Below are 18,373 nucleotides of genomic sequence, written 5' to 3'. Positions count from 1 at the left end.
CGGCATGACCAGCCCGCTGCGCCGCCGCTTCCGCCATGCCCGCCGCGTGCTGGGCTACGGTTTCCTCGTCCTGCTGATCCTGCTGGCGACCGGCGTCGGCGCGCTCAACCAGCTGCTGCCCCTGGTCGAGCGGCATCCGGACAAGGTGGCCCACTGGCTGTCCGAACGCCTGGGCGAACCGGTGGCCTTCGAAAGCGCGCGCGGCGAATGGACCCGCCAGGGTCCGCGCTTCACCCTCGGCGGCCTGCGCATCGGCGAAGGCGAACGCCAGCTCGAGGTCGGCCAGGCCGAACTCCTGGTTGCCGTGTATTCGGGCCTGCTGCCGGGAGAACCGCTGACCGCGCTGAAGGTGCGCGACCTGTCCCTGGTGCTCGAGCAGGGCGAAGACCGCCGCTGGCGCCTGGCCGGCCTGCCGTTCGAACCCAAACCCGGCGTCGATCCGCTCGATACGCTCGAGGCCCTGGGCGAACTGCAGGTCGAGCGCGCCCGGCTGCAGGTGCGCTCGCCGGTCCTGCGCGCGCCGCTGGAAATGGCCCGCGTGGACCTGCGCCTGCGCGTGGACGGCGACACCGTGGTGGCCGGCCTGCGCGCCTGGGCCGACCCCGCCACGCCACCGCTGTCGGCCGTGGCCGACCTTCGCCGCGACGACTGGTCGGGCCAGCTCTGGGCCGGCGGCGACCAGCTGGTGCTGCAGGCCTGGTCGGCGCAGATGGCCGATACCGGCGTGGTGCTGGCCGGCACGGGCAAGCTCGACCTATGGGCCCGCATCGACAACCGGCGGGTGATGGACGTGCGCAGCCGCGCCGAGTTTTCGCCGCTCGCCATCGGTGCCCGCCAGCCCTGGTTGCCGGGCGCGGACGGACGGCTGGCGTCGCCGCCGGTGGCCTACGAGTCGGCCAGCCTGCTGGCGCGCTGGCAGGCCGGCGACGACGGCGCCTGGCAGCTGCATGCGCCGCGCCTGCGGCTGAGCGACCCCGGGCGCACCGAACCGCGACGCCTGGATGGCCTGTGGCTGGCCGGCGGCGAACGGTTCGCGCTGCTCGCCCCGAGCCTCGACCTGGTGCCGGTGCGACAGTGGGCCAGCCTCAGCGCCCGGGTGCCCGACGGACTGCGGCAGTGGCTGCACCGGGCGGCGCCGGAAGGCCAGCTGCGCCAGGTGCGCCTGCAGGGCCGGGAAGGCGACTGGCAGGCGTCCGCGGCGCTCGACGGCATTGCCTGGAACCCCAACGACGGCCGCCCCGGCCTGCAGGCGCTGGCCGGCCACGTCGCCATGGACCAGGACGGTGGCGTGCTGCAGCTCAGCCCCGGTCCCGCGTCCTTCCAGTGGCCCGAACGCTTTCGCGAACCACTGGACTTCCGGCTCGAGGGCCTGCTGGGCTGGTGGCGCGACGGCGGAGGCTGGACGCTCGGCGCCAGCCGGCTGTCGATTCGCGGACCCGACTACGGCACCCGGCTGCGCGCCGAGCTGGCCTTCCAGGGCGATGGCAGCAAACCGCGCATCGACCTGGCGGCCGTCGTCGACACCTCGCCGGTCGGCGCGGCGGGCCGGTTCTGGGTGCAGGGCAAGATGCCGGAAAAGACCATCGACTGGCTCGACCGTGCGCTGCTCGAGGGCGAAGTGCGCGACGGTCGCATCAGCCTGGCCGGCGACCTCGACGACTGGCCGTTCCGCGACGGGGAAGGGCGCTTCGACGCCCGGGCCCGCCTGGCCGGCGCACGCGTGCACTTCAGCGATGACTGGCCCGACGCCGAGGACATGGACATCGATGTCGGCTTCGACGGCGCAGGCATGACCCTGGACGGCCAGGCCGCGATCGCCGGCAACCCGGTGGATCGCCTGGTCGGCGGCATCCCGGAGTTCCGCGACCCGCGCCTGCTGCTCGATGTCTCCTCGGCCACCCGCGGCGAGACCCTGCAGTCCCTGATGCTGGCCAGCCCGCTGGCCGAACGCTACGGCGACCACCTGCGCGAAACCAGCGTGTCCGGCCTGGCCCGGGTGGCGCTGCTGCTTGACCTGCCGCTGGTGGCCCGCCTGGAAGGTCGCCGCATCGAAGGCCACCTCGACCTGGCCCAGGCGCGCCTGGCCGACCCGCGCTGGGACATCGTCTTCACCGACGTCAGCGGCCGCACCCGTTTCGGCGCGGGTGGTTTCTACACCGAAGACCTGCAGGTGCTCTTTGACGGCGAGCCGGGCGTGTTCAACCTCGCGGTCGGCAACGACACCGACGACCCGGCGCTGGCCGCACGCGCGCGCCTGCTGGGCGAATTCCCGGTCAAGGACCTGCTGGCCCGGCATCCACCGCTGGCCTGGCTGGATCCGCACGTGGACGGGCGTGGTTTCTGGGACATCCGCGTGGACGTGCCGGTGACGCCGGACGGGCAGCCGGCGCCACCTTCGCGCCTGCGGGTCGAGAGCGACCTGGCCGGCGTGCGCCTGGACCTGCCGGCGCCGCTGGCCAAGGCCGCCGACCTGGGGCTGCCCATGCGCCTGGACGTGCCGCTGCCGGTGAGCAAGGGCGAAGTGCAGCTGCGCCTGGGTTCGCTGGCGCGCCTGCGCGGCCGCATCGACGAACAGGGCCGGCTGACCGGTGCGCTGCGCCTGGGCGAAGACGGCCCGCTGGACCTGCCCGACTCGGGCCTGGTGGTGGTGGGCCAGAGCGCCACCCTGGATGCGGCCGGCTGGATCGGTTTCGCGGGCAGCGGCAGGGACCCCGATGCCGGCCCGGGCGAGGGCGGCGGCACCGTGCTGCGCACCGTGGACCTGCGCGTGGACCAGCTGGACCTGATGGGTTCGCGGTTCGCCGACACCCACGTGCGCCTGGCGCGCGGCGAGGACCGAACCCGCGTGACCCTGGACGGCCCGGAGATCGCCGGCAACATCGTCGTGCCATTCGCCGAAGGGGCCGCCGTCGAAGGGCGCCTGGAGCGCCTGTACTGGCCGGAGAAGACGCTGGTGCAAGCCGACGGGGCCGGGGCAGCTGCCGCTGACCCGGTCGCCGCGGAAGCCGGCGTGGCGGCGGTCGTCGGTGCCGCGGTGCCGGAAACAGCCGCGGCAGGCGAGGGCCAGGATCCGGCCACGCTGCCGCCGCTGGATTTCCAGGTGCGCGACCTGCGCATGGGCACGCTGGTGCTGGGCGAGGCCACGCTGCGTGCGAATCCGGTGCCCGCCGGCCTGCACATCGACACCTTCAGCACCCGCTCGCAGGGCTACCAGCTCGATGCCTCGGGCGACTGGCTGCGCGACGCGGACGGCGGCACCCGCTCCGACTTCGACGTGCGGTTCTCGGCGCGGGCGCTGGGCGACCTGCTGGGCGCGTTTGGCCTGGAAGGCATGGTCGAGGAAGGCCCCACCACCGGCCTGCTCGACGGCGGCTGGGCCGGGTCGCCCGGCGAATTCTCCCTGGCCGCCTTCGAAGGCCTGTTGAAGGTGGAAGTGGGCGAAGGCGCGCTGCTGGAGGTTGAACCCGGCGGTGGTGGCCGCGTGCTGGGCCTGATTTCCCTGGCCGAGATCCCGCGCCGGCTGACCCTGGACTTCAAGGATTTTTTCAACAAGGGTTTCGGCTTCAACTCCATGGCCGGCGAGTTCGTGTTCGCCGACGGCGTCGCCCGCACCGACCTGCTGCAGATCAACGGCCCGGCGGCGGAAATCCGCGTCAGCGGTTCCACCAACCTGCGCAGCCAGCAGTACGACCAGCGCATCGAAGTGCTGCCCAAGGCCGGCGGCGTGCTGCCGGCCATCGGCGCCATCGCCGGCGGGCCGGTCGGCGCCGCCGTCGGCGCCGTGGCCCAGGCCGTGCTGCAAAAGCCGCTCAAGGAAGCCGCGCGCACCGTTTACCACGTCACCGGCGACTGGGCCGACCCGGTGGTCGAAGTCGTGGAAAAGGGCCCGCCGGCCACGCCGCCGACGCCGCGCCAGCCTTGAAGGCCGCGCCCGCAGGCCGCATCTGGGACACTAAGGCCTTTCCCCAGTGAACCCCCGGATGACCCAGACCCTTACCCTGGCGCAATCGCGCCTGCTCACGCCTGCCGGACTCGGCCTGGAATCGCTCGAGCCCGCCTTCGGCCGCCTGATGGGCCCGGGCGTGGACTACGGCGACCTGTACTTCCAGCATTCGCGCCGCGAAAGCTGGGTGGTCGAGGACGGCATCGTCAAGGATGGCTCCCACGCCATCGAACAGGGCGTGGGCGTGCGCGCGGTCAGCGGCGAAAAAACCGGCTTTGCCTATTCCGACGACATCCGCGCCGAGGCGCTGCTGGAATCGGCGGCGGCGGCGCGCGCGATCAGCCGCGATGGCCGCGCCCAGGCCGCCGGCCACCGCGTGGTGGTGCCGGGCCGTTCGCTGTACCCGGCCATCGACCCGATCGAAGGCCTGGGCGCCGATGCCAAGATCACCGCCCTGCGCGAAGTCGACCAGTGGCTGCGCGACGCCGACCCGCGCGTGCAGCAGGTCATCGTCAGCCTTTCCGGCGGCGTGGACACGGTGCTGGTGGCGCGCAGCGACGGCGTGGTCGCCGCCGACGTGCGGCCGCTGGTGCGCTTGAACGTTCAGGTGATCGTCGAACACAACGGCCGTCGCGAACAGGGCTATGCCGGCGCCGGCGGCCGCTATTCCTACGAGGAGCTGTTCGCCAACGGCAAGCCGCGCGAGGTCGCCGCCGAAGCCCTGCGTCAGGCGCTGGTGTGCCTGGAGGCCGAAGACGCACCCGCCGGCACGCTGCCGGTGGTGCTGGGCCCGGGCTGGCCCGGCGTGCTGCTGCACGAAGCGGTGGGCCATGGCCTGGAAGGCGACTTCAACCGCAAGGGCACCTCGGTCTACGCCGGCCGCATCGGCGAACGCGTGGCCTCGCCCGGCGTCACCATCGTCGACGACGGCACCCTGGCCGGCCGCCGCGGTTCACTGAACGTGGACGACGAAGGCACGCCGACCCAGTGCACCACGCTGATCGAGGACGGCATCCTGCGCGGCTACCTGCAGGACACGCTCAACGCGCGCCTGATGGGCATGGCGCCCACCGGCAACGGCCGCCGCGAAAGTTTCGCCCAGCTGCCGATGCCGCGCATGACCAACACCTACATGCTGGCCGGCAACCACGACCCGGGCGAAATCATCGCGTCGGTGAAGAAGGGCCTGTACGCGCCCAACTTCGGCGGCGGCCAGGTGGACATCACCAGCGGCAAGTTCGTGTTCTCGGCTTCCGAGGCCTACCTGATCGAAGACGGCAAGGTCACCCGGCCGGTGAAGGGCGCCACGCTGATCGGCAACGGCCCGGAAGTGATGAACCGAGTCTCGATGGTCGGCAACGACCTCAAGCTCGACGAGGGCGTGGGCATCTGCGGCAAGGACGGCCAGTCCGTACCCGTCGGCGTAGGGCAGCCAACGCTGCGCATCGACGCGTTGACCGTGGGCGGTACGCGCCAGTGAGGGTTTCGTTTTTGAACACGGATTTACACGGATCAAAGCCGATAAACACGGATAAGGCAAAAGCACCCTTGAATGGCTTCTGCTCTATCCGTGTTCATCCGTGCAAATCAGATTTTATCCGTGTCCAAAAACGATCAGTCGTCAGCAGACGAATCGCCCAGCAAATCGCGCAGTTCGCGGAAGAGTTCGCGAAAGGCGTGCGGCGGTTTGTTGCGGGTTTTTTCCAGGGCGGCGTTGCGGGCCAGTTGGCGCAGGTGCTGGCGGTCGGCCGCCGGGTGTTTGTCCAGCAGTTCGGTCAGCGCCGCGTCGCCCTCGGCGACCAGCCGGTCGCGCCAGTATTCGACCTGGTGCAGGGCCTGCGCCTCGCGCCGGTGGTCGGACTTGTCGTGGTCGAGCGCGGCGCGGATCGCGTCCAGGGCCTCGGGCTCTTCCCGGCGCAGGTGCTTGGCCAGGAACTGCACCTGCCGCTTGTGGGCGATCTGCGCGGTGATGCGCTGCGCCGCCCGCGCCAGGTCGCGCAGGTCCTCGTCCATCGGGATCTGCACCAGGCGCGCCTCGGGCTGTTCGACCAGGCGCTTGGCCAGCTCAAGCACGGCCAGCGCGTCGCGGCGTTCTTCGCTGCGGCTTGGGCCGAACTCGCCTTCGTCTTCGTTGTATTGGTCTTCTTCGTGCATCGTCCACCATCCGTCCAAGGCGAAAGGATACGCCCATGAGCCACCCGGCCGCAGTTTCCGATGATTCCGCCCTGCGCCAGGCGCGCCTTTCCGAGGCCGCCCGAGAAGTATTGCGCCTGGCCGCAGCCCGCGGCGCCAGCCAGGCCGACGTCATCCTCAACGACGACAGCGGGCTATCGGTGAACGTGCGCATGGGCGAGGTCGAGACGGTGGAACGCAACCGCGACCGCGGCGTCGCCGTCACCGTCTATTTCGGCCAGCGCAAGGGCAATGCCAGCACCGCCGACCTGCAGCCGGGCAGCCTGGCGGCCACGGTCGAACAGGCCTGCGCCATCGCCCGCCACACCGAACCCGACCCCTGCAACGGCCTGGCCGACGCCGCGCGCATGGCCACCCAGGCCCGCGATTTTGATTCCTGGCACCCCTGGCCGATCGATGCCGACACCGCCATCGCACTGGCGATCGAGGCCGAGGACGCCGGCCGCGGCGCCGACCCGCGCATCAGCAATTCCGACGGTGCTTCGGTGCACAGCGGCGACAGCGTTTCGGTGTACGCCAACAGCCACGGTTTCCTGGGCGCCGAGCGCGGCACCAGCCAGTCGATCAGCGTGTCGATGATCGCCGGCCGCGGCGACGGCATGCAGCGCGATTACTGGTACACCAGCGCGGTCTCGCCCGACGACCTGGAATCACCCAAATACGTGGGCCGCAAGGCCGCCGAACGCACGGTCGCCAGGCTGGACCCGAAGCCGATCCGCACCGGCGAATACCCCGTGCTGTTCGCGCCGGAAGTCGCGCGCAGCCTGGTCGGGCACCTGCTGCAGGCTGCGTCCGGCGGCGTGCTTTACCGCAAGGCCAGCTTCCTCGTGGACCACGCCGGCAGGAAGATCCTGCCCGGCTGGTTCAACATCCGCGAACTGCCGCACCTGCCGCGCGGCCATCGTTCCTCGGACTTCGACCACGAAGGCGTGGCCACCGTGGATTCGGACCTGGTGCGTGACGGGGTGCTGGTGCGCTACCTGCTGTCGAGCTATTCGGCGCGCCGGCTCGGGCTTGAAAGCACCGGCAACGCCGGCGGCGCCCACAACCTTGAAGTGGCCGCGAATGCCTCCGGCCTGCACGAGATGGTGCGCGGCATGGGGACCGGCCTGGTGGTCACGGAAATGATGGGGCAGGGCGCCAACCTGCTGACCGGCGACTACTCGCGCGGCGCCAACGGATTCTGGGTCGAAAACGGCCACATCGTGCATCCGGTCGATGGCCTCACCATCGCCGGGCAGCTTCCGGCCATGTACCAGGCCATCGAAGCGGTGGGCGCCGACGTCGACAAGCGCTCGCACATCGCCATGGGCTCGCTGTTGGTGGGCCGGATGATGGTGGCCGGCGAGGCGGGCGCGGCGGCTTGACACTGCCTTCACTTGCCTTGACAGTAAACGGGTTGCGGCGCCGCGGGCGCTGCGTTTTCGACAGAAGGGGAGCCTCGTGAACGACACCATCCAGACCGCCGCACCGCAGGAAGACCGGACCATCGCCCTGATCACGCACCTTTCGGGCATCATCGCGGGCTTCATCGTCCCGCTGATCATCTGGCTCATCAACAAGGACAAGCCGGAGAAGGCCTGGCTTACCGACCAGTCGAAGGAAGCGCTGAACTTCCAGATCACCCTGCTGCTGGCCTATATCGTGTGCGTGGTGCTGAGCTTCGTGCTGATCGGCGCGCTGCTGATGCCGCTGGTCTGGATCGCCTCGCTGGTCCTGATGATCCTGGCCGGCGTCGCCGCCAACAAGGGTGAAAACTACCGCTACCCGGTGACCCTGCGCCTGATCTCCTGATCGCGCCGTCCCGCTGGAGAAAAAGCGGCCTTCGGGCCGCTTTTTTTTGCCCGCGCGCCGGCGTCAGTGCGCGCGCGAGACGGCGAACTCCAGCAGGCCGCGGAGCACGCCGGCCTCATCGCCGAAGCCGCCAAGGGCCTGGCGGCCACGGGCCGCGACCTCGTCCAGGTGCTGCCGGGCGCCGTCCGGGCCAAGCAGCGCCGGATAGGTGGACTTGGCCTGGGCCTGGTCCTTGCCGGCGGTCTTGCCCAGCTGTTCGCTGCTGGCCTCGATGTCGAGCAGGTCGTCGCGGATCTGGAAGGCCAGGCCCAGCGCGGCGGCGAAATCGTCCAGCGGTTGCAGCAGCGAGTTGTCGTGGGTGCCCGCCAGCGCGCCCATTCGCACGGCGGCGCGGATGAGTGCGCCGGTCTTTAGCGCGTGCAGGCGTTCCAGGTCATCGAGCGCCAGCGTCGCGCCGGTGCCGGCCATGTCCAGGGCCTGGCCACCGCACATGCCGGCGGCGCCGGTGGCGTTCGCGAGCGTCGCCAGCCAGGCCACGCGCAGGGCATGCGGGGCGCGGGTTTCACCGGCGAGCTCGGTGAAGGCCTGGGCCTGCAGCGCGTCGCCGGCGAGGATGGCCGTGGCCTCGTCGTAGGCCACGTGCACGGTCGGCCGGCCGCGGCGCAGCGCGTCGTCGTCCATCGCCGGCAGGTCGTCGTGCACCAGCGAGAACGCGTGCACCAGTTCGACCGCGGCGGCGGGCGCGTCGAGCAGGTCTTCGTCGGCCTGCACGGCGGCACCGGCGGCATACACCAGCATCGGCCGCAGGCGCTTGCCGCCGCCCAGCACGGCATGGCGCATGGCGCCATGCAGCGCCTGCGGGGACTGGTCGGCCGCGGGCAGGGTGGCTTCGAGCCGGGCCTCGACGCGCTGCAGCCAGCGCGCCAGGCGCGGGTCAGCCGGCATCGGGCTGGAAGGGTTGGGCGCTGTCGGGTTCGGCCGGGTCGGTCAGCAGGCGCACGCGAAGTTCAGCCTGTTCGAGCGCGCCCTGGCACTGGCGGTAGAGGCTGACGCCACGTTCGTAGGCGGCCAGCGACTGGTCGAGCGACATGTCGCCCTTTTCCATCTTCTGGACCAGTTGTTCAAGCTCGTCGAGCGAGGTCTCGAACTGCGCGACGGGCGACGGCGGCGGTGCGGGGGTCTTGGCGGCCATGTCGTGAAGTTTGGGCGCTCGCCGGCGGGTGGTCAACGGGGCGCGCAGGGGTGTTCAACGCCGACGACCCATCGTAGCCGCCCTCCCTGGGTGTCCAGCCAGTGCTGGAATTCGCCGGCGACAAGCAAATCGCCGGCGGCGAGCAGGCGGCCGTCGGGGTGGCTGAGCAGGGGCAGGCGGGCGCGTTCCCAGGGCGGGACGCCGAGGTCCTGCAGGGCGTGCTTGAGCGTGGTGTGGTGGTCGCGGCCCGGCAGTTGCAGGCGTTCGCCGCCCTGGCGTGCGTGCACGCGCAGCGGGGTGTCGAAGGCCAGGCCGGGTTCGAGCCGAAGCAGGTCGCCGGTGGGCAGCGCCAGCGGTTCGAGGCCGGACCATCGAACGCTGAAATCGCCCGCCAAGGGCGCCCTATCAGGGCCGGCGTGCAGCAGGTCGCGCCAGCGCCGGACCACGGCGCCCGACCAGGCGAAACAGGCCTCGGCATCGTCCCGGGCCGCCAGCAGTTCGGCCTCGATGGTGGCGGGGGCGTCGCCCGGCAGCGGCGGCAGGCCCAGGCCAGCGACCCAGGCCCGCAGCAGCCGGGCGCGCCAGGGCGGCGCTTCGGCCAGCAGCGCCGGCAGGCTGAGCGTGGCCGGGTCCAGGCCCTGCACCCGGGCCAGGCGGCGCTGGTCCTCGCCGGCCAGCAGATCGGCCTGTTGCGCCAGCAGATGCGCGCTGCGGGCCAGGGCCTGGCCGGCCTGCGGCCAGCGCTGTGCCAGGCGCGGCAGCACGTGGTGGCGCAGGAAATTGCGGTCGTGGCGGTCGGACTGGTTCGAGGGGTCTTCCAGCCAGTGCAGGGCGTGCTCGCGGGCATAGGCCTGCAGGGCCTCGCGCGGCACGTCCAGCAGCGGCCGCCACAGCCAGCCATTCGCGAACGGGCGCAGCGGCCGCATCGCCGCCAGGCCGTCGCCGGCGCCGCGCAGCAGGCGCAGCAGCACGGTTTCGGCCTGGTCGTCGCGGTGGTGGGCGGTGACCAGCCCTTCGCCGGGCGCAAGCGTTTGCGCGAAGGCGGCGTGCCGCGCCGCGCGTGCGGCGGCTTCCAGGCCCTGGCCGGTCTCGACCACGCTTACCCGGTGGACCTGCAGCGCGATGCCCAGCTGCCGGCAGTTCGCGGCGCAGGCTTCAGCCCAGGCCGCCGACTGCGGATGCAGGCCGTGGTCCACGTGCACCGCGCGCAGGCCGCGCGCGCGCAGTGCCGGTTCGCCGGCAAGGCGGTGCAGCAGCACGGTGGAATCCAGGCCGCCGCTGCAGGCCAGCAGCAGCGGGCCGTCGCGGGGAACCGGGGGCAGGGCGAAGGCCATGGCGGGGCGGGGCGCGCGGGCCCCGGGCTCAGGCCGCCTCGTAGGCGCCGTAGCGGCGCAGGCGCTGGTAGCGTTGTTCGAGCAGGGCGGGGGTTTCCAGGTGGTCGAGCGCCGCCAGCTCCAGCTGGATCTGCTGCTTGAGCGTGGCCGCCATCGCCGCCGGGTCGCGGTGGGCGCCGCCCAGGGGTTCGGGCACGACCTTGTCGATCAGGCCGTGTTCGAGCAGGCGCACCGCGGTCAGGCCCAGGGCCTCGGCGGCGTCGCGGGCCTTGTCGGCCGACTTCCACAGGATCGAGGCGCAGCCTTCCGGGGAAATCACCGAATAGGTGCCGTACTCGAGCATCAGCGTGCGGTCGCCGACGCCGATGGCCAGGGCGCCGCCGGAACCGCCTTCGCCGATGACGGTGCAGATGACCGGGATCTTGAGCTCGGCCATTTCCAGCAGGTTGCGGGCGATGGCCTCGGACTGGCCGCGCTCTTCCGCGCCCACGCCCGGGTAGGCACCGGGGGTGTCGATGAAGGTGAGCAGGGGCAGGCGGAAACGTTCGGCCATCTTCATCAGGCGCAGCGCCTTGCGGTAACCCTCGGGGCGCGGCATGCCGAAGTTGCGGCGGATCTTGGCCTTGGTGTCGCGGCCCTTCTGGTGGCCGATGACCATGACCGCGCGGCCGTCCATGCGGGCCAGGCCGCCGACGATGGCGGCGTCGTCGGCGAAGGCGCGGTCGCCGGCGAGTTCGTGGAATTCCTCGAACATCAGGCCGATGTAGTCGTTGGTGTAGGGCCGCTGCGGATGCCGGGCCAGCTGCGAGATCTGCCAGGGCGTGAGCGACTTGAAGATCTCGGCCGTGCGCGCGCGCAGTTTTTCCTGCAGGCCGTTGACCTCGGTCTCGATGTTCACCGCCGGGCCGGTGCTGGCCTTGCGCAGTTCCTGGATCTTGGCTTCCAGTTCGGCGATGGGTTGTTCGAAATCGAGGAAGTTGGGGTTCATTCGGCTGCCTGGAGCAAATACTCAGAAGCGCGATTCTACCGGGCAAAGGCCCGCGGTAGAACCGTCAGCCGCCCTGCTGCCAGGGACGGTGCAGGGCCAGGCTGACCTGGCTGACGCCGGGCAGGGCGCGCAGCTGGCTGAGCAGGCCCGGTTCGGTGCGCACGCCCAGGGCCCCGTTCACGTCCAGGCTGCCGCGTGCCTTGCGCGGACTCAGCAGGTCCAGGCGCAGCGGCGTGGCGCCGGGGCGGAAGCCGGCCAGGGCGGTCTCCAGGCGCTCCCAGGCGCCCTTGGCGCGCAGGTCGACGGTGATCGACAGGCGGCGCGCGTGTTCGGCGCACAGGGCGTGGAAGTCCCAGCACTGCCGGGCGCGCAGCACGAAGCCGCCGCTGAACTGGTCTTCGGCCAGGTTGCCTTCGACCAGCAGGATGCGGTCGCGCGACAGCAGGTGGCCCGATTCGGCGAAGGCTTCGCGGAAGAAGGCGACCTCGAGCTGGCCGCGGCCGTCCTCGAGGCGGGCGAAGGCCATCGTCTCGCCGCGCTTGCGCACCGCGCCGACCAGGCCGGCGAGCACCACGGCAGCTTCGCCGCGGCGGTCCTTCTTGCTCGACCAGATCGCGTCGAGGTCGGCCAGGCTCGCGCCCACCAGCGACTGCAGTTCTTCGCGCCAGGGGTCGAGCGGGTGGCCGCTGAGGTAGTGGCCCAGGGTTTCGCGTTCGCCCAGCAGCTTGGTTTCCAGCGGCCAGTCGGGCGCCTCGGGCAGTTCGATGTGGATGGCCGGCGCGTCGCCGCCGCCGCCGAACAGCGATACCTGGCCGGCCTCGCGCTCACGCGCCAGCTGTTCGGTGGCCTTCATGGCCTCGGGCACCTGCAGCAGCAGCGAAGGCCGGTTGGCGCCGATGCCGTCGAGCGCGCCGGCGTGCACCAGGGCTTCGAGCACGCGCCGGTTGAGCTTGCCGCTGTCCACGCGCTGGCAGAAATCGAGCAGGTCGCGGAACTCGCCGCCGGCCTTGCGCGCTTCCACGACGGCTTCGCAGGCGCCGCGGCCGACGCCCTTCACCGCGCCCAGGCCATAGCGCACGGTCTTGGCGTCGAGCGCTTCGAACATGTAGCCGGATGAGTTCACGTCCGGCGGCAGAACCGCCAGGCCTATCTCGCGCGCCTCGTCCAGGAACGTGACCACCTTGTCGGTGTTGTCCATGTCCGAGGACAGGGTCGCGGCCATGAACTCGGCCGGGTAGTGCGCCTTGAGCCAGGCCGTCTGGTAGGCCACCAGCGCATAGGCCGCCGAGTGCGACTTGTTGAAGCCGTAGTCGGCAAACTTCTCCATCAGGTCGAAGATGGCGGTGGCGTTGCCGGGGTCGATGTCGCGCTGCGCCGCGCCAGCCTCGAACTTGACGCGTTCCTTGGCCATTTCCTCGGGCTTTTTCTTGCCCATCGCGCGGCGCAGCAGGTCGGCGCCGCCCAGCGAATAACCCGCCAGGACCTGGGCGATCTGCATCACCTGTTCCTGGTAGACGATCACGCCGTAGGTGGGCTTGAGGATCGGCTCGAGCAGCGGGTGCGGGTAGCTGACTTCGGCCCGGCCATGGCGGCGGTCGATGAAGTCGTCGACCATGCCCGCGCCCAGCGGGCCGGGGCGGTACAGGGCCGCCAGCGCGATCAGGTCCTCGAAGGTCGAGGGCTGCAGCTTGCGGATGTACTCCTTCATGCCGCGCGATTCGAACTGGAACACCGCGGTGGTCTGGCCCTTCGACAGCAGGGCGTAGGTATCGGGGTCGTCCAGCGGCAGCGCGATGATGTCCACCGGCTCGATGCCGGCGCGTTCGCGTCGGGCATTGATGGCCTTCACCGCCCAGTCGATGATCGTCAGCGTGCGCAGGCCCAGGAAGTCGAACTTCACCAGGCCCACGGCTTCGACGTCGTCCTTGTCGAACTGGGTGACGATCGAGCGCGAGGATTCGCCCTTGGCCAGGTGTTCGGCGAACAGCGGGCTGAAGTCGGTCAGCGGCGTCGGCGCGATCACCACGCCGCCGGCGTGTTTGCCGGCGTTGCGGGTCAGGTCCTCGAGGCTGCGCGCCAGGTCGACCAGGTCGCGCACGTCGTCTTCGGACTGGTAGCGCGCGATCAGTTCGGCCGAAGCCAGGTCGGCGTCCTTGCGGGCTTTTTCGCTCAGGCCCAGCGCGTCGTCGAGGGTGATGCCAAGCGTGTTCGGGATCAGCTTGGCGATGCCGTCCACGAAGCCGTAGGGATGCCCAAGCACGCGGCCGCAGTCGCGCACCGCGGCCTTGGCGGCCATGGTGCCGTAGGTGATGATCTGGCTGACCTTGTCGCGGCCGTACTTCTGGCCGACGTAGTCGATCACCTCGTCGCGCCGGTCCATGCAGAAGTCGACGTCGAAGTCGGGCATGGACACGCGTTCGGGGTTGAGGAAACGTTCGAACAGCAGGTCGTAGCGCAGCGGGTCGAGGTCGGTGATGCCCAGCGCGTAGGCCACCAGCGAACCGGCACCCGAACCACGCCCCGGGCCGACCGGGATGTCGTTGGACTTGGACCAGTTGATGAAGTCCGCGACGATCAGGAAGTAACCCGGGAAGCCCATCGACACGATGACGTCGAGCTCGGTGCCCAGGCGCGCGGCGTAGTCGGACGCGGACTTGCCCGGCGCCAGGTCGATGCGGGCCAGGCGGCCGGCCAGGCCGCGGTGGGCTTCTTCGCGCATCCAGCTGTCGAGCGTGTGGCCATCGGGCACCGGGAAATCGGGCAGGAAGTACTTGCCCAGGCTCAGCGCCAGGTTGCAGCGTTTGGCCAGTTCGACGGTGTTTTCCAGCGCCTCGGGCAGGTCGGCGAACAGCTCGGCCATTTCCTCGGGCGACTTGAGGTACTGCTCGCGGCTGTATTCGCGCGGGCGCTTGGGGTCGTCGAGTACGCGGCCGGTGGCGATGCACACGCGCGCTTCGTGCGCCTCGAAGTCCTCGCGCGACAGGAAACGCACGTCGTTGCTGGCCAGCAGCGGCAGGCCCAGCTCGCCGGCCAGCGCCACCGCGGCGGCGTTGAAGGCGTCCTCGCCCTCGCGGCCGGTGCGGGTGAGTTCAAGGTACAGGCGGTCGGGGAAGGCGCGGGCCAGCTCGTCGAGCTGCTGGCGGGCGGCTTCTTCGCGGCCGCCCGCGAGGCAGCGGCCAACCGGGCTTTCCCGTCCGGCGATGGCCACCAGGCCGGCGCTGTCGGCGTAAAGCCATTCTGGCTGCACGGCCACGTAATCGCCGGCGTGGCCGTCGAGGTAGGCGCGGCTGATCAGGCGCGACAGGGCCAGGTAACCTTGCTGGTCGAGGCAAAGCAGGGTGATGCGCGCCGGCGCGGCGCCCGTTTCGATCCACAGGTCGGCGCCGGCCAGGGGCTTGAGCCCCGCGCCTTCGGCGGCCTTGTAGAACTTCACCAGCGCGAACAGGTTGCTGGTGTCGGTGACCGCCACCGCAGGCAGCCCGAGGGCGGCGCAGCGCGACACCAGCTCCGGGATGCGGATGCTGGAATCGGTGAGCGAATATTCGCTGTGAAGGTGGAGGTGGACGAATCGCGGGGACATGCCGGCTGCCAAAGACCAGCCGGCAGTTTACCCCGAGGGCGGGCCCGCCCGCCCCCGATCAGGAGACCCGGAACAGCGCCTGCAAGGGCTGGCCACCGGCATACGGGCGCGAGCGCACGTCCCGGCGCTGCTGCAGCAGGGCCAGTTCGGCCAGGCGGGTGCTTTCCCAGGCCAGACGGCGTTCGGCGGCGGTGCCGCGCGGCTGCTCCTGCTTGCGGAAGGCGCAGAAATCGCCGTAATCAAGCGACTGGTCGCGGAAGGCCGGCCAGGCCAGTTCCACCAGCAGGGCGTCGTCGAGGTGGCCGACCAGCGGCAGGTCGTCGGGGATCAGGTCGTTGACCTCGTGCAGGTAGCTGATGAGCAGGCGCGAACGTTCGCGCAGCTCGGCGTCGAGCTCCCAGTCGCCGTCGTTGAGCATGCGCCGCAGGTGTTCGGCGCGGCGCAGGCGTTCGGCCAGGATGGCGACGGCGCGTTCGCGCGGCTGTTCCTGCAGCCAGCGGGCCAGCGTGACCAGCTGGTCGGCGGTCACGCGCGGCGCGTTCGGGTCGAGCTGGGCCAGCAGCGCGTTGAAGCGTGCGACGGCGGTTTCCTCCAGCGCCAGGTCACCGACGTGGCGGCGGCGGGAGTCGGGGGACTCGGGCGGCAGTCGAAGGGCGAGCGGATCGTGGAAGGTGGACAACATGGCGGACTCCCGGGGCAGGGGGCGCAGGGACGATTCCCCGCGCACCTGCCTTTCACAGATGCCGCGCCAGCTTGCCCGGTTGCATCGCCATCGTCGCGTTCCGGAAGTGTGCGTTACCTTCGGCCCAATTCAGCCGGCCGACAGCTTCGTCCCCTGTTTCAGACGACGCGCAGGCCGCCTTCGAGCGGGCCGTAGTCGACGTAGTGCTGGTGGCGCACGCGGTGGAGCTGTTCCCACAGCGCGCCTTCCTCGAGCCGCGACTGCAGCCAGTTGTCGCGGGTGGGATGGCCGCCGAAGGCGTCGCCGGATTCTTCGCGGAAGCGCTGGAAGTCGCGATAGTCCTCCAGTTCCTCGGCGACCATCGGCCAGGCCAGCTCGACCAGCAGCGCGTCGTCGAGACGACCGACGCGCGGCGTGTCGTCCGGGATCAGGTCGCGCACGCGATCGACGTAGGCAAGCATGCGGCCGATGCGCCTGGCCAGGGCCGGCTCGACCGCCCAGTCGGGGTCGGCCACCAGGGCCTGGAGTTCGGCCAGGCGGCCCAGGCGCGCCTGCAGCAGCGCCTCGCCCTGGTCGGGCGGCAGGTCCATCAGCCAGCGGGCGACGCTGGCCACGGCGTCGGCGTCCACGTGCGGCGCGTCGGGGTGCAGTTCGTGCAGCAGGTCGTTGAATTCCGCGATGGCCCGGGGGGCAAGCGGCACCGGCCCGGCAAAGGCGGGGCCCTCGTGGCGGGCAAGGCGGGGCAGGGGCAGGGGCGTGCCTGCCGGGAGGGGAGGTTGGTGGCGCATGGCAGTCCTCGCTGCCGGCCGGTGGGGGGCGCGGTGCGCGGCTGGTCGGCGGTGGCCGCACGCCGCCGCATCCGCCGGGATGCAGGTCTTGGTCTACGCCTGCGCGGCGCCGGTGTCCAGTGCCGGCTCGTTCAGTCGAGCAGGGTCGGCGCCAGCAGCGCGCGCACCGGCGCGAAGCTGCGGCGGTGCTGTTCGCAGGGACCCAGTTCGCGCAGGGCCTGGAAATGTTCGGGCGTGGGATATCCCTTGTGCAGGGCGAAGCCGTAGCCGGGATGGCGGTGCTCGAGTTCACGCATGAAGTGGTCGCGTGCGACCTTGGCCAGGATCGAGGCCGCCATGATCGCCGGCTCGCGGGCGTCGCCCTTCACCAGGGCCTGCGCCGGGCAGGGCAGGTCGCGCGGCAGGCGGTTGCCGTCGATCAGGGCGTGCGCCGGACCGGGGCTGAGCGCGCGCAGGGCGCGGGACATGCCGGCCAGGGTGGCGTGCAGGATGTTCAGGCGGTCGATTTCGGCGGGCCACACCCATTCCACGTGCCAGGCCAGGGCCTGGGCCTGGATCAGCGGGGCCAGGTGTTCGCGGCGGGCCTGCGACAGGGCCTTCGAATCGCCCAGGCCGGCGATGGGGCGCGCCGGGTCGAGGATGACCGCGCCCACGGCGACAGGTCCGGCGAGCGGGCCGCGACCGGCTTCGTCGACGCCGGCGACCAGGCCGTGGTTCATCGCCCGGCCAGCAGGTCGGCCACGGCTTCGGCCGCGGCGGCGTCGGCGTCGCCGCGCAGCTTGGCGTGGATGTGTTCGTAGCGCGGCAGCAGCGTCGCCCGGGCGTCGGCATCGCGGAACCAGGACATGACCGCTTCGGCCAGGTTTTCCGGCGTGCAGTCGTGCTGCATCAGCTCGGGCACGATCGGTTCGTTGGCCAGGACATTGGGCAGGCTGTAGCGGGTGACGCGCATCAGGCCCAGGGCCATCACTAGGCGATAGGTCAGCGCCGAAATGCGGTAGCCCACGACCATCGGCCGCTTGGCCAGCATGGCTTCCAGCGCCGCGGTGCCCGAGGCCAGCAAGACGACGTCCGCGGCCACCATCACGTCGTGCGCCTGGCCGTCGTAAAGCGCCACGTTGGCCAGCTGCGAATTCGCCAGGCCGCGCTCGATCGCATCGCGGCAGGCCGGGTCGGCGGCCGGCACGGCCACCGCCAGGCCGGGCATCTGCAGCGTCACCAGTCGCGCGGCGTTGATGAAGGTGGGCCACAGGCGCTGGATCTCGCCCTGGCGGCTTCCGGGCAGCACGGCCAGCACGGGCACGTCCTGCGCCAGGCCCAGGCGTTCGCGCGCGGCCTGGCGGTCCGGCACGGCCTCGAAGGCTTCGGCCAGCGGATGCCCGACGAAGCGGGCATCTATGCCGTGGCGCTGGTAGATCGGCGGTTCCATCGGAAACAGGCACAGCACGCGGTCGGCGCTGCGCCCGATCTTCGCGGCCCGGCCTTCGCGCCAGGCCCAGACCGATGGGCTGACGTAGTGCACGGTGCGAATGCCGGCTTGCTTGAGCTTGCGTTCCAGGCCCAGGTTGAAGTCCGGCGCGTCGATGCCGACGAAGACGTCGGGCTTCCAGTCCAGCAGGCGGCGGCGAAGCCCGGCGCGCAGGCGCAGCAGCCGGGGCAGGTGGCGAATCACTTCGGCCAGGCCCATCACCGCCAGTTCGCCGCTTTCATGCCAGGCCTCGAAACCTTCGCCCAGCATGCGCGGCCCGCCGATGCCGGCGAACTGCGCGTCCGGGAAACGTTGTTTCAGCTCGCGCACCAGGCCGGCGCCGAGCAGGTCGCCGGAGGCTTCGCCCGCGACCAGGGCGAAACGCAGCGGACGCGGCTGGTCGCCGCCCAT

The 18,373-nt window shown here is 71.2% G+C and carries 14 protein-coding genes; 4 read left to right on the top strand and 10 right to left on the bottom strand.

What is annotated here, in order from left to right; translation table 11 throughout:
• Window positions 1-4: 4 nt before the first annotated feature.
• Both IEX13_RS07765 and tldD read left to right on the top strand, forming a co-directional pair.
• Window positions 5-3,922, top strand: a complete 3,918-nt coding sequence (locus IEX13_RS07765) for a YhdP family protein (protein WP_188662770.1) — start codon at window positions 5-7, stop codon at window positions 3,920-3,922.
• Window positions 3,923-3,980: 58 nt separating this feature from the next.
• Window positions 3,981-5,423, top strand: a complete 1,443-nt coding sequence (gene tldD / locus IEX13_RS07760; RefSeq protein ID WP_188662768.1) for a metalloprotease TldD — start codon at window positions 3,981-3,983, stop codon at window positions 5,421-5,423.
• Window positions 5,424-5,557: 134 nt separating this feature from the next.
• On the opposite strand, the gene yjgA is transcribed toward tldD, so the two are convergent.
• Window positions 5,558-6,097, bottom strand: a complete 540-nt coding sequence (yjgA, locus tag IEX13_RS07755) for a ribosome biogenesis factor YjgA (protein ID WP_188662767.1) — start codon at window positions 6,095-6,097, stop codon at window positions 5,558-5,560.
• A gap of 35 nt (window positions 6,098-6,132) precedes the next feature.
• On the opposite strand from yjgA, the gene pmbA reads away from it, so the two are divergent.
• Both pmbA and IEX13_RS07745 read left to right on the top strand, forming a co-directional pair.
• Complete coding sequence (gene pmbA, locus IEX13_RS07750; protein WP_188662764.1) at window positions 6,133-7,503, top strand: metalloprotease PmbA; 1,371 nt, start codon at window positions 6,133-6,135, stop codon at window positions 7,501-7,503.
• Between the two features lie 76 nt (window positions 7,504-7,579).
• The gene (locus tag IEX13_RS07745; protein ID WP_229668479.1) at window positions 7,580-7,930 is read left to right on the top strand and encodes a DUF4870 domain-containing protein; all 351 of its coding nucleotides are present in this window, start codon (window positions 7,580-7,582) and stop codon (window positions 7,928-7,930) included.
• A gap of 63 nt (window positions 7,931-7,993) precedes the next feature.
• Here IEX13_RS07745 and IEX13_RS07740 read toward each other — a convergent pair whose 3' ends face one another.
• From IEX13_RS07740 to lpxB, 9 genes are all read right to left on the bottom strand, one after another.
• Complete coding sequence (locus IEX13_RS07740; RefSeq protein ID WP_188662762.1) at window positions 7,994-8,875, bottom strand: polyprenyl synthetase family protein; 882 nt, start codon at window positions 8,873-8,875, stop codon at window positions 7,994-7,996.
• Window positions 8,865-9,122, bottom strand: a complete 258-nt coding sequence (locus IEX13_RS07735) for an exodeoxyribonuclease VII small subunit (RefSeq protein WP_188662760.1) — start codon at window positions 9,120-9,122, stop codon at window positions 8,865-8,867. Before IEX13_RS07735 ends, IEX13_RS07740 begins: the two co-directional genes overlap by 11 nt.
• A 32-nt stretch (window positions 9,123-9,154) precedes the next feature.
• Entirely contained in the window at window positions 9,155-10,456 is a 1,302-nt protein-coding gene (gene tilS, locus IEX13_RS07730) for a tRNA lysidine(34) synthetase TilS (RefSeq protein WP_188662758.1), read from the bottom strand.
• Between the two features lie 28 nt (window positions 10,457-10,484).
• A complete protein-coding gene (locus IEX13_RS07725; RefSeq protein ID WP_188662756.1) occupies window positions 10,485-11,444 on the bottom strand; it encodes an acetyl-CoA carboxylase carboxyltransferase subunit alpha in 960 nt (319 codons plus the stop codon).
• A 64-nt stretch (window positions 11,445-11,508) separates the two neighbouring features.
• Window positions 11,509-15,024 carry a DNA polymerase III subunit alpha gene (gene dnaE, locus IEX13_RS07720; RefSeq protein WP_188662754.1) on the bottom strand — a complete coding sequence of 1,172 codons (3,516 nt, stop codon included), beginning with the start codon at window positions 15,022-15,024 and terminating at the stop codon, window positions 11,509-11,511.
• Window positions 15,025-15,082: 58 nt separating this feature from the next.
• Window positions 15,083-15,706: a YkvA family protein gene (locus IEX13_RS07715; protein WP_188662753.1), complete on the bottom strand. Its 624-nt coding sequence runs from the start codon at window positions 15,704-15,706 to the stop codon at window positions 15,083-15,085.
• 158 nt (window positions 15,707-15,864) lie between these two features.
• A complete protein-coding gene (locus tag IEX13_RS07710) occupies window positions 15,865-16,407 on the bottom strand; it encodes a YkvA family protein (protein WP_188662751.1) in 543 nt (180 codons plus the stop codon).
• 218 nt (window positions 16,408-16,625) lie between these two features.
• Entirely contained in the window at window positions 16,626-17,213 is a 588-nt protein-coding gene (gene rnhB / locus IEX13_RS07705; RefSeq protein WP_188662749.1) for a ribonuclease HII, read from the bottom strand.
• A complete protein-coding gene (gene lpxB / locus IEX13_RS07700; protein ID WP_188662747.1) occupies window positions 17,210-18,373 on the bottom strand; it encodes a lipid-A-disaccharide synthase in 1,164 nt (387 codons plus the stop codon). Before lpxB ends, rnhB begins: the two co-directional genes overlap by 4 nt.

This window comes from Arenimonas soli (assembly GCF_014643775.1).
Taxonomy (GTDB): Bacteria; Pseudomonadota; Gammaproteobacteria; order Xanthomonadales; family Xanthomonadaceae; genus Arenimonas; species Arenimonas soli.
The sequence above is the reverse complement of the archived record's forward strand: the minus strand, read 5'-3'. Positions and strand labels throughout refer to the sequence as shown.

Coding starts and splice junctions, on each gene's coding strand:
- IEX13_RS07740 (WP_188662762.1), bottom strand. CDS start 8,875: ATGCCGGCTGACCCGCGCCTGGCGCGCTGGCTGCAGCGCGTCGAGGCC.
- yjgA (WP_188662767.1), bottom strand. CDS start 6,097: ATGCACGAAGAAGACCAATACAACGAAGACGAAGGCGAGTTCGGCCCA.
- tldD (WP_188662768.1), top strand. CDS start 3,981: ATGACCCAGACCCTTACCCTGGCGCAATCGCGCCTGCTCACGCCTGCC.
- tilS (WP_188662758.1), bottom strand. CDS start 10,456: ATGGCCTTCGCCCTGCCCCCGGTTCCCCGCGACGGCCCGCTGCTGCTG.
- IEX13_RS07725 (WP_188662756.1), bottom strand. CDS start 11,444: ATGAACCCCAACTTCCTCGATTTCGAACAACCCATCGCCGAACTGGAA.
- IEX13_RS07765 (WP_188662770.1), top strand. CDS start 5: ATGACCAGCCCGCTGCGCCGCCGCTTCCGCCATGCCCGCCGCGTGCTG.
- pmbA (WP_188662764.1), top strand. CDS start 6,133: ATGAGCCACCCGGCCGCAGTTTCCGATGATTCCGCCCTGCGCCAGGCG.
- IEX13_RS07735 (WP_188662760.1), bottom strand. CDS start 9,122: ATGGCCGCCAAGACCCCCGCACCGCCGCCGTCGCCCGTCGCGCAGTTC.
- IEX13_RS07715 (WP_188662753.1), bottom strand. CDS start 15,706: ATGTTGTCCACCTTCCACGATCCGCTCGCCCTTCGACTGCCGCCCGAG.
- rnhB (WP_188662749.1), bottom strand. CDS start 17,213: ATGAACCACGGCCTGGTCGCCGGCGTCGACGAAGCCGGTCGCGGCCCG.
- lpxB (WP_188662747.1), bottom strand. CDS start 18,373: ATGGGCGGCGACCAGCCGCGTCCGCTGCGTTTCGCCCTGGTCGCGGGC.
- dnaE (WP_188662754.1), bottom strand. CDS start 15,024: ATGTCCCCGCGATTCGTCCACCTCCACCTTCACAGCGAATATTCGCTC.